Source organism: Polynucleobacter sp. MWH-UH24A (genome assembly GCF_018687475.1).
In the GTDB taxonomy this organism is placed as follows: domain Bacteria; phylum Pseudomonadota; class Gammaproteobacteria; order Burkholderiales; family Burkholderiaceae; genus Polynucleobacter.
Window position 1 is genome coordinate 1,708,249 of the sequence record NZ_CP061292.1, and the last position, 14,958, is coordinate 1,723,206.

16 protein-coding genes and 1 tRNA gene are annotated in these 14,958 nt (G+C 45.9%); 8 read left to right on the forward strand and 9 right to left on the reverse strand.

The window, feature by feature from the left end; all coding sequences use genetic code 11:
* The first annotated feature begins 72 nt into the window (after positions 1 to 72).
* A tRNA-Met gene (locus tag ICV32_RS08930) sits at positions 73 to 149 on the forward strand.
* A 62-nt stretch (positions 150 to 211) separates the two neighbouring features.
* Positions 212 to 358 carry a hypothetical protein gene (locus ICV32_RS08935; protein WP_215370203.1) on the forward strand — a complete coding sequence of 49 codons (147 nt, stop codon included), beginning with the start codon at positions 212 to 214 and terminating at the stop codon, positions 356 to 358.
* Between the two features lie 118 nt (positions 359 to 476).
* On the opposite strand, the gene ICV32_RS08940 is transcribed toward ICV32_RS08935, so the two are convergent.
* Genes ICV32_RS08940 through ICV32_RS08955 form a run of 4 tightly spaced genes read right to left on the reverse strand, consistent with a single transcriptional unit; the run spans position 477 to position 4,683 of the window.
* Positions 477 to 1,730, reverse strand: coding sequence for a Coenzyme F420 hydrogenase/dehydrogenase, beta subunit C-terminal domain (locus tag ICV32_RS08940; protein WP_251371845.1), 1,254 nt, complete (start codon positions 1,728 to 1,730; stop codon positions 477 to 479).
* Complete coding sequence (locus ICV32_RS08945; RefSeq protein ID WP_215370206.1) at positions 1,720 to 3,045, reverse strand: TRAP transporter large permease subunit; 1,326 nt, start codon at positions 3,043 to 3,045, stop codon at positions 1,720 to 1,722. Before ICV32_RS08945 ends, ICV32_RS08940 begins: the two co-directional genes overlap by 11 nt.
* Positions 3,038 to 3,562: a TRAP transporter small permease subunit gene (locus ICV32_RS08950; RefSeq protein ID WP_215370209.1), complete on the reverse strand. Its 525-nt coding sequence runs from the start codon at positions 3,560 to 3,562 to the stop codon at positions 3,038 to 3,040. Before ICV32_RS08950 ends, ICV32_RS08945 begins: the two co-directional genes overlap by 8 nt.
* 20 nt (positions 3,563 to 3,582) lie before the next feature.
* Positions 3,583 to 4,683 (reverse strand): TRAP transporter substrate-binding protein, encoded by a 1,101-nt coding sequence (locus ICV32_RS08955; protein ID WP_215370211.1) that lies wholly within the window; start codon positions 4,681 to 4,683, stop codon positions 3,583 to 3,585.
* A gap of 249 nt (positions 4,684 to 4,932) precedes the next feature.
* Between ICV32_RS08955 and ICV32_RS08960 the strand changes: the two genes are divergently transcribed.
* Together ICV32_RS08960 and maiA are read left to right on the forward strand one after the other, a co-directional pair.
* Complete coding sequence (locus ICV32_RS08960) at positions 4,933 to 6,531, forward strand: gamma-glutamyltransferase family protein (RefSeq protein WP_215370214.1); 1,599 nt, start codon at positions 4,933 to 4,935, stop codon at positions 6,529 to 6,531.
* Complete coding sequence (gene maiA / locus ICV32_RS08965) at positions 6,531 to 7,202, forward strand: maleylacetoacetate isomerase (RefSeq protein ID WP_215370217.1); 672 nt, start codon at positions 6,531 to 6,533, stop codon at positions 7,200 to 7,202. The genes ICV32_RS08960 and maiA overlap by 1 nt, the downstream gene beginning before the upstream one ends.
* Here maiA and ICV32_RS08970 read toward each other — a convergent pair.
* The 3 genes from ICV32_RS08970 to ICV32_RS08980 are packed head-to-tail and all read right to left on the reverse strand — an operon-like array spanning position 7,195 to position 9,885.
* On the reverse strand, positions 7,195 to 8,127 hold the full coding sequence (locus ICV32_RS08970) for an AEC family transporter (protein WP_215370219.1): 933 nt from the start codon (positions 8,125 to 8,127) through the stop codon (positions 7,195 to 7,197). The two genes, maiA and ICV32_RS08970, sit on opposite strands and share 8 nt — an antisense overlap.
* Positions 8,128 to 8,134: 7 nt before the next feature.
* On the reverse strand, positions 8,135 to 8,659 hold the full coding sequence (locus ICV32_RS08975) for a gamma carbonic anhydrase family protein (protein ID WP_215370222.1): 525 nt from the start codon (positions 8,657 to 8,659) through the stop codon (positions 8,135 to 8,137).
* Between the two features lie 23 nt (positions 8,660 to 8,682).
* Positions 8,683 to 9,885, reverse strand: a complete 1,203-nt coding sequence (locus ICV32_RS08980; protein ID WP_215370224.1) for an ammonium transporter — start codon at positions 9,883 to 9,885, stop codon at positions 8,683 to 8,685.
* Between the two features lie 112 nt (positions 9,886 to 9,997).
* Here ICV32_RS08980 and ICV32_RS08985 point away from each other — a divergent pair, with 112 nt between their 5' ends.
* Both ICV32_RS08985 and ICV32_RS08990 read left to right on the forward strand, forming a co-directional pair.
* Complete coding sequence (locus ICV32_RS08985; RefSeq protein WP_215370227.1) at positions 9,998 to 10,351, forward strand: Rap1a/Tai family immunity protein; 354 nt, start codon at positions 9,998 to 10,000, stop codon at positions 10,349 to 10,351.
* Between the two features lie 24 nt (positions 10,352 to 10,375).
* Positions 10,376 to 10,681 carry a glycine zipper domain-containing protein gene (locus ICV32_RS08990; RefSeq protein ID WP_251371846.1) on the forward strand — a complete coding sequence of 102 codons (306 nt, stop codon included), beginning with the start codon at positions 10,376 to 10,378 and terminating at the stop codon, positions 10,679 to 10,681.
* On the opposite strand, the gene ICV32_RS08995 is transcribed toward ICV32_RS08990, so the two are convergent.
* Both ICV32_RS08995 and htpG read right to left on the reverse strand, forming a co-directional pair.
* The gene (locus tag ICV32_RS08995; protein ID WP_215370230.1) at positions 10,673 to 11,059 is read right to left on the reverse strand and encodes an OsmC family protein; all 387 of its coding nucleotides are present in this window, start codon (positions 11,057 to 11,059) and stop codon (positions 10,673 to 10,675) included. The genes ICV32_RS08990 and ICV32_RS08995 overlap by 9 nt on opposite strands.
* 9 nt (positions 11,060 to 11,068) lie before the next feature.
* A complete protein-coding gene (gene htpG / locus ICV32_RS09000) occupies positions 11,069 to 12,967 on the reverse strand; it encodes a molecular chaperone HtpG (RefSeq protein WP_215370232.1) in 1,899 nt (632 codons plus the stop codon).
* 134 nt (positions 12,968 to 13,101) lie between these two features.
* Here htpG and miaB point away from each other — a divergent pair, with 134 nt between their 5' ends.
* On the forward strand, positions 13,102 to 14,460 hold the full coding sequence (gene miaB, locus ICV32_RS09005; protein WP_215370235.1) for a tRNA (N6-isopentenyl adenosine(37)-C2)-methylthiotransferase MiaB: 1,359 nt from the start codon (positions 13,102 to 13,104) through the stop codon (positions 14,458 to 14,460).
* An 8-nt stretch (positions 14,461 to 14,468) separates the two neighbouring features.
* Positions 14,469 to 14,918, forward strand: coding sequence for an rRNA maturation RNase YbeY (gene ybeY, locus ICV32_RS09010; protein WP_215370237.1), 450 nt, complete (start codon positions 14,469 to 14,471; stop codon positions 14,916 to 14,918).
* Positions 14,919 to 14,958: the final 40 nt, after the last annotated feature.

The window sequence follows — 14,958 nt, forward strand, 5'->3', positions numbered from 1 at the left end:
CTCACGAATGAGATATTCCCCAGTTTGAGCTTGGCTGGCTCTTAAGGCCTTTTACTTTATAATCCTCAATTCGGCGAATTAGCTCAGCTGGTTAGAGCGACGGAATCATAATCCGCAGGTCCGGGGTTCAAATCCCTGATTCGCCACCAAATTCTGCCCTCAGCTTGTCTGGGGGCTTTGTTTTTGGATCGTTTATTGGTAAGGTATATCGATGATTTCTAGAACGTGGTGGATGATCTTTGGGTTTGTTGCCCTTGGTTTAGGCTTTTATATGTACATTCGGGATAAAGATCTAATTGGTATTGTGATTGCAATCTTAATTTTGTTCGGTGCCTTTTCCACTAAACCCAAAAAATAGTTTGTTATGGATCCAAAAACACAACGAGAGCGCGATGAAGCGGTTAAGCGCAAATATATTTACAAACCTGTCTTCATTATTTTTGGCATCCTCAACCTCTTAATCATTGCTCTGTTTGTTATTTCTCTTTAGTTTTAATTGTGGTTTCGTCCTTTGTTTCGTTTGACATTACTTCTAAGCCATAGGGCTTGACCAGTTGCCAAACATGATTGGGCACCATGTTTTTCATCTTCTTTGGCATTTCTCTGCGTAGGTGCAATATCGTTTCAATCGCCTTCATCTCAACGCGAGCTCTTGCGAACTCCAACCCTCGAGGTCCAATCTTGGGCATGAGCCACCCGACGATCGGTCTTAACCAATTGGGCATTTGACGCAGTGGTAAACCACCAGCAGCTAACTCAACGTTTTTCATAAACCCTTTAACAGGGCTTGCGCGATTACCAGCACTCTCTGGTTCAGTAAGTTGTATTTGATTGCCCAACAGATTGAGTAACTCTTCCCCCTGTTGATTACGCACAATTAACCATTGCTCCCCAGAACCACCCATATATCCAACCGTGATATCCGAAAGAGCATTGGTGTAATCCACGCAGGTTCTGCACGTCAATGGGAAAAAATCGGGTCTAAGTTTGGATAGTGGCAGCATCAAAAATGGAATTGTTTTATTTCGTCCATCTCGATAACGCAACTCCACATGGTAGTCGGCCCTGAACTCTAAATACGTGATTTCTTCTGGGCTCTCATCAATCAGTTGCAAAAACTCATGAAAGTTCTCGGTACTGGTGTTATCTGAACACGGTGTACCAATCACATAGAGTTTCTTTAGGCTTAACTCTTTTTCTAACGCTCTTAAGGCGTAGACCTGACACGGGATTCCAATGACCCCTAGCCGTTGGTAGTTTCGCTCTCTTGCTACATCAAGAAGCGCTAGGAGTGGTGCGTAGCCCATTCGCATGCCTCGCGCTTGTTCGAGCTCTTGAGGATCTGTGATTAGGACGGGCATTGGTCGCCAACGATCATCCGGATCCGGTGCCATGGTCAAAATGGCATCAACTAAATCATTTTTTAGGAGTTGATTAGCAATCGAAGTGGTAATTCCGGTCCACTGCGCTCCGGCTAGTGGCTCACGCATACTTGCGCGGTACATCTTGCGATAGACCCCAAAGAAGAGTTGATCGCCGCTGAATGCTCGCGCTTTTCCATGAATTGCTTGTTCAAGAGATTCGTATTGAGGATCGATGAACTGACAGGCTCGACCGCAACGCTTTGGGTCTGAGGAACGTGAAATTCCGCAATCGGTACAAAGCTCCCGCTCGGGCGCAGGGCCCGAGTATGAGAGTGATTCAATACTAATTACTTTTTTACCATCCAATTAACTTAGGCAACCATAGCGAGATTTGAGGGAACTGGAACACTAAGTATAGTGTCACGCCCTGCATCGCAATGAACGGTATAGCTCCTTTATAAAGATGTTTAATTAATACCTCGGGTGGCGCAACTCCTTTGAGATAAAAGAGAGCCCAACCAAATGGAGGGGTTAAGAAGGAGGATTGCAAACACACCGTGATCATCATGGCTACCCAAACCGGATCAGCGCCTTGAGATAACAAAATTGGCATAAATAATGGAACGGCAATATAGCTAATTTCAATCCACTCTAAGAAGAATCCCAAGACAAAAATTAGCAACAGCATCAACCAAATATCACTATTGAGTCCACCTGGTACAACATTAAATAGTTTGGCAATCAGCTCTTCGCCATTGAGACCCCTAAAGGCCAAAGAAAAGACTTGGGCACAAATCAAAATGAACATCATGAGTGCGCTAATCTTGGTGGTATCGATCATCACAGCCTTTAAGCGCGCCCAGGTAAATCGTCCAGAGAATATGGTGACCAAAATTGATCCGAATGATCCCATCGCTGCTGCCTCGGTAGGCGCAGCAACGCCTCCCACAATTGACCCCAATACAGCGACTACCAACATAATGGGCGGCACAACCACTTTCCAGAATCGAACCCAAAGCTCTTTGCCTGAGACTTTGCTACGTTCCTCAATCGGAATCGGCGGCATGAGTTCGGGTTTCATCCATCCCCGAATGAGGAGATAAATGATATAGACCAATGTGAGTAACAAGCCAGGCATGACTGCAGCTGCAAATAAAGTGCCAACCGATAACTGCAAAATATCCGAGAGCAAAATGAGGATCAAACTGGGAGGAATAATTTGACCCAAGGTTCCGGACGCCATAATCGTGCCGCAAGCAATACCTTTGTCATAGCCTCGACGTAACAAGGTCGGCAAAGTTAGCAGGCCTAACGTAATGATGGTGGCACCCACAATTCCGGTGGTAGCACCCATCAAGGCGCCAAAGAGAATGATGCCAACGGCCATGCCGCCCTTTACGCCCCCGGCTAGATGACCAATTACATCGAGCAAATCATCAGCAAGCCCTGATTTCTCGAGCATGATTCCCATAAAGATAAATAAGGGGATAGCCAGCCACTGATAGCCTGCGGCAACCCCGAATATTCGGGCGGGCAATAGATTAAATAAGTTATCACCAAAGCCAATAAAGCCAAATACAAAACCAACAGTTGCTAAAGAAATGGCAACAGGTACGCCAATCATGAGCATGGCAAAAAAGCCGCCCAACATCAAAAACGCAATGATTTCTGGATCAAACATGCTTTTGACCTCCTGAAACAGGGCGATTCATAATGACTCGCAACATCTCTGCTAACCCTTGCAAAGCCAGTAAAGAAAATCCGATGGGTATTAAAGACTTTACGAGCCATCGCATAGGAATACCGCCAGGATCAGGAGATTTTTCTCCAATCGAAAACGATTGACCAACATAATTGATGGAGAGTTTGACAAAAAAGACCGCAATAATGATGGTCAAAATCGCCGAGGCCAAATCAACCATGTATTTTTTCTGGGGCGTGTAGTTGGCATAGAACAAGTCAACGCGGACATTGTCGCCGCGTAATAATGAAAAGCTTATTCCAAAGAGAATCATGGCTGCTAATAAATGCCATTCCAGTTCTTGTGCCCAAACTGAGCCTAAGCTCATGCTGTAGCGCAAAATCACATTGATAACGATTAAAAGAACGATTGACAAGGTAAGCCATGAGGCTACCTTGCCAAACAAATCAATTACGCTTTCAATGCGTTCAGCAATAACAATCGATGCTTTCTGCATTTGAAACCTTTACGTATAAATTAACCGCGAACTTTACTGTGATAAGTTGCTTCACTGTAAGCAGCCCACGCATCGTATTTTTTCTTGTATGCGAAATAAGAATCGTGGACTTTCTTCGTCATCGGATCCTTGGCTGCCTCTTCATTTAATATCTTCGTGGTCTCTTCACGCATTGCTTTGACTACGGAGTCTGGTAAAGGCAAAGCTTGAACGCCTTGATTCTTGACCAAATCTTCCATCGCATCGGCATTATTTTTCTGACACCAGGCCTCACCAATCACATTACAAGCGGCTGAGGCATTCTTCACAACCTCTTGCAAATCTTTGGGCAACTTCATCCAGGCGGCTTTATTAATCAGTAACTCAGATGTGGTTGCAGGTTCGTGCCAGCCTGTGGTGTAGTAAAACTTCGCAGCCTTTTGTAAACCAAGGCGACGGTCCTGGAATGGGCCGACGAACTCAGCTGCATCGATCACACCGCGCTCGAGTGCTGGAAAAATCTCTCCACCTGGAAGAACCTTAACGTCAACGCCTAATTTGGCATAAACCTTGCCTGCCAAGCCAGGAATACGCATTTTCAAGCCCTTCAGATCGGCAACTGAATTAATTTTTTTCTTAAACCAACCAGTCATCTGTACGCCAGTATTACCGCAAGGCATGGCCACCATACCGAATGGGTTATAAACCTCATTCCATAAATCAATACCACCGCCGTCGTAGAACCAGCCGTTCATCCCCTGGAAGTTCAAACCAAAAGGTACAGCGGTGAAGTACTGAGCAGCAAATGTTTTACCGGTCCAGAAATAACTATTGGCGTGATTCATTTCAACGGTACCTGCGCGTACCGCATCAAACCCCTCAAAAGCTGGAATCAATTCACCAGCTCCAAAGACCTGAATCTTCAAACGACCGCCCGACATTTCCAGAATACGTTTAGCTAAATCAGTAGCGCTGCCTGGACCATCCATATAAAACGGCGCGCCTTTCGGATAGGCACTGGTCATTTTCCAATTAAACGTTTGTGCTGACTGAGCCTTTACAATGGCAGGCGCAGCAAGAGCCGCGCCAGCAACGCCTGCACCCAAACTGGTGCCTAAGAATTTACGTCTGGAATTACTCATACATGTTCTCCTTTGTGAGTTTTGTGAGAAAAGACTACTGATCAAACAATTTAATAAATATGACTTAGGTCAAGAAAATCAAACCGTTACATCCTTTATAAGTAAATTAAAGAAATTGTGTTTGAAAATTTACTGACAAATCAATTTACAACAAACAATTAAGGGTGATTTAAGTAAATTCCCTAACATAGTGCAAATATGATCGATATTGGTGAACGTTTTTAAACTTTTCATAAGGAAGATATTGCTATGCAACCAAAATGGGGTATCCGTGGAATGGCCGTTGCGCCCCACTCGCTCGCTTCTCAATCAGCGCTTGCTGTCTTGCGCGAAGGAGGTAATGCCCTTGAGGCTATGATTTCTGCAGCTGCCACCATTGCGGTTGTTTATCCACATATGAACTCAATTGGTGGTGACTCTTTTTGGGTGATTCATGCGCCTGGTAAAGCAATGGGTGGCATCGACGCCTGCGGCGGTGCCGCTGGTTTGGCTACTCGCTCGTGGTATCAAGAGCAAGGAATCACGGGAGCTATTCCATTTCGCGGACCAGTCGCAGCGAATACGGTTGCAGGCACCATTTCAGGATGGGGAGCAGCCTTTGATCTTTCCAAAAAGAGCTTGGGTGGCAGATTACCCTTGTCCCGTTTACTCGAGGATGCGATTCATTATGCTGAGCATGGTGTTCCAGTCACCCATAGTCAATCTGCCCTCACTGAGAAAAAACGGGTTGAGCTGAGTCCCCAACCTGGATTCTCAGAAACCTTCTTAGTAAAAGGTAAGTCTCCAGCGACTGGCAGCGTGTTTTATCAAAAGCGACTTGCGAATACCTTACGTCAAATCGCCAAAAAAGGGACCAATGATTATTACCGTGGAGAGCTCGCAGAGCTAATCGCAAAAGAGCTTAAACAGTTGGGCAGTCCACTGCGCCTTGATGATCTGCAACGCCACCAAGCAAAATTGATTAACCCCCTACACCTAGCGCACAGTTTGGCAGATGTATTCAACATGACGCCTCCAACCCAAGGGGTAGTATCACTAATGATTCTAGGCATTTTGGATCAACTCAAACTCAAGCAATTTGCAGTTGACAGCCCTGAATATGTTCATCATTGTGTGGAGGCTACCAAACAGGCGTTCAAGATCCGCGATCAACATATTACGGATCCTGCCTATATGCAAAAGCATGCCCAAGAATTTTTATCGCCCAGCTTTTTAAAAACACTCGCCAATCAAGTAGATCGTCAACGTGCTCTGCCCTGGGGCGCCGGTCGAGGACCCGCAGACACCATTTGGATGGGCGTAATCGATGGCGAGGGCCGGTGCGTCTCCTTCATTCAAAGTATTTATCATGAGTTCGGCTCCGGAATTGTTTTACCAAAATCAGGCATTAACTGGCAAAACCGCGGTTGTAGCTTTTCATTAGATCCAAACGCACTCAATACCCTTCTGCCTTACCGCAAACCATTTCATACCTTAAATCCTGCTCTTGCATTATTTAAAGATGGTCGGTCCATGGTTTACGGAACGATGGGTGGTGATGGACAACCACAAACCCAGTGCGCAGTATTTACGCGAACTGCCATTTATGGACTCGATCCACAAGATGCGATTAGCCGTCCTCGTTGGCTATTAGGACGCACGTGGGGGCAAACTAGTGATACGCTGAAATTGGAATCCCGTTTTGATCCAGCGCTAGTTCAACAGCTTCGCGACATGGGTCATGACATTGAGATCTTGGCTGAGCTTGATGAAACGGTTGGACACGCGGGTTGCATTATTCGCGAGCCATCAGGCATCCTCAAAGGTGGCTGGGATCCAAGAAGCGATGGTGCGGTAGCATCGTTCTAATGAAACCAACTCTATATAGCTTTTGGCGTAGCTCCGCTGCCTTTCGGGTGCGGATTGCACTCAATCTCAAAGGGATTGAATATGAGGTAATTCCGGTTCACCTTCGCAAGGGCGGTGGTGAGCAGCTCCAGGAATCCTATCAAGCTCTAAACCCAAATGGTTTAGTACCGCTCTATATTGATGCGGGAATTACTCTGCACCAGTCATTAGCGATCATTGAATTCCTCGAGGAAAAATATCCTAAACCAGCCTTATTGCCAAGCAAGATCGAGGATCGAGCGTGGGTTCGTGGTTTGGCTCAAGATATCGCTGCGGATATTCATCCGATCAACAATCTTCGGGTTCTACGGTATCTCGTTGGAAAACTCGGAATTAGTGATGAACAGCGTTTAACCTGGTACAACCATTGGGTCGATAAGGGGCTCGCTAGCCTTGAAAAACGGCTTTCAAAAGATCCTCGCGTTGGTCAATTTTGCTATGGCGATCAACCAACGATTGCTGACGTTTTTTTAGTACCGCAAGTCTTTAATGCCTTCGATGCCAAGATTAGTTTTAGTGGCTATCCGACCTTGCACCGCATTACGCAGAATTGCATGCAGCTCCCCGCGTTTATCAATGCCTCTTGGGAGTACCAAGTGGATGCAGAAGGAAAAAATCCAGAGCCTAGCTAGGGGTCATCCACCACACCAAAATCGATAGCGTGAATAAAGAGCCTAGGGTAGTAATTAATACGACACGTGAGATCAGGGAACCGTCAGCTCGGTAATATTGAGCTAGCATGAATGGGCCTGTGCCTGTTGGTAAAGCACTCACCAAGACAGCCGCATAGACCCAAAATGTTGGCAATCCTAAGATCGGATCAGCCACCACCCAAACAATGAATGGTTGCAAGATCAGTTTTACAAACACCAGACTCCAAGTGGTCTTTACGGGTGCGGCAGTTTTTTGAACTAAAAATAATCCAATTGAAACTAATGCACAAGGACTAGCTGCGGCTCCTAAAAAACTGACAAACTGGCGCAGTGGTCCATAGAGCTCTAAACCAGTTGTCGCCCAAAGAGCCCCACAAAACGGCGCTACCAATAGAGGATTGGTGGCTAAGGATTTTCCAACCGTTTGAATAATTTCACCAAACGGCTTTTTGGCGTGCACACCAAGCTCAATAAAAATAATGGCTACCGCAAAGAGTGCGCACACCACAATCAAGGTTGCAATCACAGCGGGTCCAAGGCCGCTCTCACCAAAAGCGAGTAGTAGTAGCGGAATGCCCATATACCCAGTGTTCGCATACGAGCCACTCAGGCTTTGAAAGCTAGCAACGGTCCAATCTTTGGTCTGAATTCGGTAATAAATCAGGAGTGCTAAGTAGACTAAGATCGCACCCGAGCTAAACGCAATAATGAATCCTGGTTGCCAAAGCTCTTGCCAATTACTGTGCGCAGTAAAGTCAAACATTTGCGCAGGCAATGCAAGCCACACGACAAACCGATTGATTTCGGTCGATGCGTTTGGACTTAATTTACCCGTTTTGCCACAAATATATCCTGCCAAGATTAGGGCAAAGATCGGAATAATGACGTTAAGAACGTGAAGCAATGAAAACCTAGGAAATTTTCTTGAGGGTTTTGCGGTAACGTGCAGCGTTCTCTACGTAATGCGAGGAGATGCGATTCATCTCAGCAATTTGCTCTGGACTTAATGATTTGACTGCTTTTGCAGGCGATCCAATAATTAAAGAACCGTCCGGGAATTCTTTTCCTTCTGTGACTAACGCACCAGCACCAACCAAGCAATTTTTGCCAATCTTGGCACCGTTAAGGACAATCGCGTTAATTCCAATCAGGCTACCATCACCAATCGTACACCCGTGCACCATAGCCTGGTGACCAATCGATACGTTCTCGCCCAAAGTGAGCGGCCACCCATAGTCAGAATGCAAAACTGCAGAATCTTGAACATTGGTGCCAGCCCCAATCCGAATCGGCTCGTTATCGCCCCGAATCACCACACGTGGCCAGACATTGGCATTTTTGCCGAGATGAACACGCCCAATCACCTCGGCAGAGTCCGCCACCCAGGCGCCTTCGCCTAATTCTGGAGATATCCCATCTAACTCATAAATTGCCATGCCCTAATTATAGAGAGTCTGGGCTACCAATTAGAGTCACGATCCGGGGTAGCAGAGATTTTATGAATACTCAGGTCAGCGCCGTCGTATTCATCTTCTTGAGACATCCGAATTCCAACCGTTACTTTAAGAAGACCGTAAACCAGGAAACCACCAAGCAGTGCAATCGTCACCCCCAATGCACTCCCGATCGTTTGGGCAAGGACATTGACTCCACCAAGTCCGCCTAACGCAGTGCTGCCAAAGATTCCTGCTGCGATTCCGCCCCATAAACCACATAAGCCGTGCAGCGGCCAAACGCCCAGCACATCATCGATCTTCCAACGATTTTGTACTTTAGTGAACATATAAACAAATAAGGCACCGGCAACTAATCCGACGATGAGCGCACCCAGTGGATGCATTAAATCGGAGCCGGCACAGACCGCCACTAATCCTGCTAACGGTCCATTGTAGGAAAATCCTGGATCATTGCGCCCTACAAACCATGCTGCAAGAGTGCCACCAACCATGGCCATTAGAGAGTTCAGGGCAACTAAACCGCTCACTTTATCAATGGTTTGCGCACTCATCACATTAAATCCAAACCAACCGACTGTTAGGATCCAAGCGCCTAATGCTAAAAATGGAATGCTTGAGGGTGGATGTGCTGCAATTTGACCCTCTTTCGAATATCGCCCACGTCGCGCACCCAATAACAAGATCGCTGGCAAAGCCAACCAACCACCAACCGCATGAACTACGATTGAGCCAGCAAAATCATGGAATTCATCACCGGTCAGCTCTTTAATCCAAGCTTGAATTCCATAATGCTGATTCCATGTAATGCCTTCAAAAAATGGGTACACAAAACCAACAATCACAAAAGTAGCAATTAATTGAGGATTAAATTTGGCACGCTCTGCGATTCCACCGGAAATGATGGCTGGAATTGCAGCAGCAAATGTCAGTAAGAAGAAAAATTTAACGAGATCAAAGCCACTTTTCTGAGCGAGCAGTTCAGCGCTGGAGAAAAAATGAACACCGTAAGCGATGCTGTACCCAATAAAGAAATAGGCGATGGTAGATACTGAAAAATCCACCAAAATCTTAATTAGGGCATTGACTTGATTTTTCTTACGAACGGTACCAAGCTCTAAAAATGCAAAACCGGCATGCATCGCCAACACCATAATTGCGCCCAGCAAAATGAATAGGACATCTGCCCCAGATTTCATTGCATCCATGTAATACCCCTACTTTTATTAATTAGTTTTGAGTATTATGTTTTGTAGTGGGGCAATTGATTCATCAATTTGCACCCATGTGGTGCAATTTTGCTTTTTTAAAGGACTAATAATGAAAAAACTGTTTTTATTGCTGGGATTTGGCCTTGCTTTGAGTTCGCCAACAATGGCCCAAAATCAAGCCCTAAGTACGCAAGAGCTCGTGAAGTACTGTCAATTGCCCGCCAGCTCGGAATACCGCTCATTTTGTGTTGGTTACTCAACGGCGATTTACGACACCTATTTAGTGACACGCCATCCCACCAATGCAAAACCTTTCATTTGTTTAAAGCAACCTGCCCCTCCGATCGATAGCGTAATCGCTGATTACGTCAATTGGGCTAAGCAAAATCAGCAGTTCGCCAATACCCCTGCAGCAGATAGCGCACTTCGATATCTTGCTGGCCGCTACCCCTGTGGCAAATAGTCATTTCTTTAGGAGAACGTGATCATGAAAAAATTTATTCCCATTATTCTTGGTTCAGCATTGCTAATCAGTGGTTGCTCCAATATGGACACTACTCAGCAGCGTACTTTATCGGGTGGCGCAATTGGCGCAACCGCAGGCGCAGTCGGTGCTGCGATTTTCCATAGCAACCCAATTTGGGGTGCGGTGGGTGGCGCAGCAGTTGGTGCAGCCTCTGGCTATGTGTATGACATGTATGAGAAAGACAAGCAAGCCCAATACAACAAAGGCTATCAAGCTGGTAAAGCAAGCTCTACCAACTCCAGTAGCTCCTCATCGGGCTCAAAGTAATTCAGTATTAATTTCAATCGTGCCAGTAAGTGCCTTATGAACAGGGCACTTATTGGCAATCTCCAGTAGACGTTGTGATTGTTCCACGTCTACCACGCCCACCAGCTTGATGGAGCGTTTAAATTTTTCGATGTCGTTCACTCGCTCAATATCCACGGTTACGATTGCATCTTGCAGATCCCACGATTTTCTCTGGGCGTACATTTTGAGGGTCATGCCTGTGCAGGCAGCTAAAGCAGCACCCAGATACTCATGGGGCGATGGGCCTGAAGAATTACCGCCCTTCGCCTCATCAATATCGGAGACAAAATGATCATAGCCGACTTCAAGGGCCTGCTGAAAATGACCGCTACCAAATCGAGATACCACTGCTCTCATAACCAATCCTTATGCCAGTAGCATTTGATTAATCCGTTTTACATATCCAGCGGGATCTTGTAACTGACCCCCTTCCGCAAGCAATGCCTGATCAAACAAAATCGTTGCCCAATCGTCAAATTGCTTATCCTCGTATTTTAGTTTTAGAACTAAGGGGTGTTGTGGATTAATTTCTAAGATCGGTTTGCTATCCGGTGCTTGCTGACCCGCAGCCTTGAGCATCCGCAATAGGTTCGCAGAAAGTTCATGCTCATCGGCGACTAAACACGCAGGTGAATCCGTCAAACGTAAGGTGACACGCACATCCTTCACCTTGCCATCGAGTGATTTTTTCATGCGCTCAATGAGATCTTTATATTGCTCTTCGGTTTCTTTTTGTTCTTTTTTCTCAGCTTCATCGGCCAAGGCACCGAGATCAAGGCCACCTTTTGCAACGGATACCAAGGCTTTACCGTCAAACTCATGGAAATAGGACAACAGCCATTCATCAACCCGATCGGATAGCAATAAAACTTCTACGCCTTTTTTCTTAAAGATTTCCAAATGGGGGCTGTTTTTGGCAGCAATATAGGATTCCCCAGTGACGTAATAAATCTTATCTTGCCCCTCTTTCATACGACTGACGTAATCGGCAAGAGTTACGGTTTGCTCGGAAGAATCGCTGTGCGTACTGGCAAAGCGTGCAAGTTTTGCGATCCGCTCTTGATTGCCCACATCCTCGCCGATCCCCTCTTTAAGGACCTGACCAAACTCCTTCCAAAAATCAGCGTACTGCTCTTTTTTAGCAACATCCTCACTATTAGCCAATTCCTCGAGCATGGTTAAAACCCGCTTGGTTGAACTCTCTCGGATACTTTTAACATCACGTGATTCTTGTAAGATTTCGCGTGAGACATTGAGTGGTAAATCAGCAGAGTCAATCACGCCAGTGACAAAACGAAGGTACATTGGCATGAGCTGCTCGGCATCGTCCATGATAAAAACGCGTTTAACGTAAAGCTTGATGCCATTGCGCTTGTTGCGATCCCAGAGATCAAAGTTGGCTTTCTTTGGAATGAATAAGAGCTGGGTGAATTCACTGCGCCCTTCAACCCGATTATGCGAATACGTTAATGGGTCCTCAAAGTCATGGGAGATGTGTTTATAGAACTCTTTGTACTGCTCATCAGTAATCTCCGACTTTGGTCTGGCCCACAGGGCAGTGGCTTGATTGATGGTCTCAAACTCATCTTTTGTGACCTGCTCTTTTTTTTCTTCGTCCCATTCCTCTTTATGCATTTGGATTGGCAAAGAAATATGATCCGAGTATTTGCGAATGATGGATTTCAATTTCCAAGAAGACAGTAACTCATCTTCACCTTCGCGCAAGTGTAAAGTGATCGAAGTGCCACGCTCAGGACGATTGATGGTTTCAATCGTGAACTCTCCAGCACCCTGGGATTCCCAACGCACACCCTCGGATGCGGGTAAGCCGGCACGTCGTGTTTCCACGATGATGTTGTCAGCTACGATGAATGCTGAATAGAAACCAACGCCAAACTGACCAATTAGGGCCGCATCCTTTTGCTGATCACCCGAGAGTTTTGTAAAAAACTCTTTCGTGCCCGATCGCGCAATGGTTCCCAAATTAGCAATCACCTCATCACGGCTCATGCCGATTCCGTTATCACTAATCGTGATGGTTCTAGCCTCTTTATTGAAGCTGATTTTGATTTTTAACTCGGGGTCTGACTCATACCAGTCAGAATGGGTCATCGCCTCAAAGCGTAACTTATCAGCGGCATCCGAGGCGTTTGAAATCAACTCTCGCAAAAAGATTTCCTTGTTCGAATACAAGGAATGGATCATCAACTGCAAAAGCTGTTTTACTTCGGCCTGAAAACCAAGGGTTTCTTTTACTGTACTCATCAATAAGTCCTTTTTAGATCTTTTTTTGAACTTTTTATATGTTGGGGCGTCTTGACCGATTTCAAGGGCCTAAGATGCTTGAGAATCGCCTACAATAGAAGCCTTGCCCCCAGTTATAAACCTGAGATCGGCGTATGAAAAAGCTCTATATCAAGACATTTGGCTGCCAAATGAATGAGTATGACTCGGAAAAAATGGCCGATGTCCTTCATTCCACCCAAGGCATGGATCAAACCGATGAAATCGACGATGCCGATGTCATCTTGCTCAATACCTGCTCCATTCGGGAGAAAGCCCAAGAAAAGGTGTTCTCTGATTTGGGGCGTCTAAGGGAGTTAAAGCAGCTAAAACCCGATCTTTTAATTGGCGTAGGCGGTTGCGTCGCCAGCCAAGAAGGCAAGCAGATCATTAATCGTGCCCCGCATGTGGATTTTGTCTTTGGCCCACAAACCCTGCACCGCTTACCAAAACTGATTGACCAGCGACTCGCTACCGGTCAATCGCAAGTGGATATCTCATTTCCAGAAATTGAAAAATTTGATCACCTGCCCCGCTCACGTCAGACCAAAGGCTCCGCCTTTGTTTCCATCATGGAAGGTTGTTCCAAATATTGCAGCTACTGTGTAGTGCCGTATACCCGTGGGGAGGAGGTATCTCGCCCCTTTGAAGATGTCCTCACCGAAATTGTGGGTCTGACCGAGCAGGGCGTTAAAGAGATCACCCTTTTAGGGCAAAACGTCAATGCCTATCGTGGTCGCATGGGCCAATCATCTGAGATTGCTGATTTTGCCTTGCTCCTTGAGTACATGTCTGAGATCCCAGGTCTAGAGCGCATTCGATTTACCACCAGTCACCCCAAAGAATTTACTCAGCGCCTCATTGATGTTTATGATCGCGTCCCCCAGTTAGTCAGTCATCTACACCTTCCAGTGCAGCACGCCTCGGATAAAATTTTGTCGGCGATGAAGCGGGGCTATACGAGCTTAGAGTTCAAAAGCATTATTCGTAAAATGCGCTCTGTGCGGCCCAAGCTCTCACTCTCGAGCGATTTCATTGTAGGCTTTCCAGGTGAGACAGAAGCTGACTTTGAAAAGCTAATCGATATGGTGACTGAACTTCAGTTTGATAACAGCTACTCATTCATCTTTAGCCCTAGACCTGGCACTCCCGCAGCCAATCTGGAAGACGACACGCCCTATGAAATGAAGTTAAAACGTTTGCAACGTTTAATTGCCCAAATTGATTCTCAAGCACTCACAGTCAGTCAGGCCATGCTTGGTAATCAGGAGCGGGTGTTAATTGAGGGCTTAACGCGGGATAACGCACACCTTCTAGGACGTACCGAGAACAATCGCGTGGTTAATATCATCATTCCTGAGGGTGATTCTGATCGAAGTGCAGTCGATCAATGGATTGGGCAGATGCTCGAGGTTAAAGTCACCGAGGTTCTAAAGCACACCCTACGCGGTGAAATTGTTCATTCTTTGGTCTAAATTGATTAATGCGCCGAACCCTTAGCCTTGATCTTCAGTTTGCTACGCAAGCCTTACAAAACCAGGTTTTAGCTATTGTGAGCATGGCGCAAATCCGTAAATGGGTTGGAGCCTGTTTTCAAAATAATGCAACACTTACGATTCGTTTTGTGAATAAAGCTGAGGCTTATGACCTTAATTTATTTTTTCGGGGCTTTGATAAGCCCACCAATGTCCTCACCTTTTCCTACCCAACACAAGGGAAATCGATTGAAGCAGACATTGTTTTGTGTTTACCAATTCTGCGCGCAGAAGCTAAAGAGCAACAAAAGTCACTCGTGGCACACCTAGCCCATCTTTTGATTCATGGCTGCTTGCATGCGAAAGGCTATGATCATTTAAAGCCAAAGGATGCCAGCCGCATGGAAGCACTTGAGATCAAAATCTTACAATCACTTGGTTATCCAAATCCCTACTAAAAATGAACCTTGTGATTGACTGTCATAAAAATGTTTTATG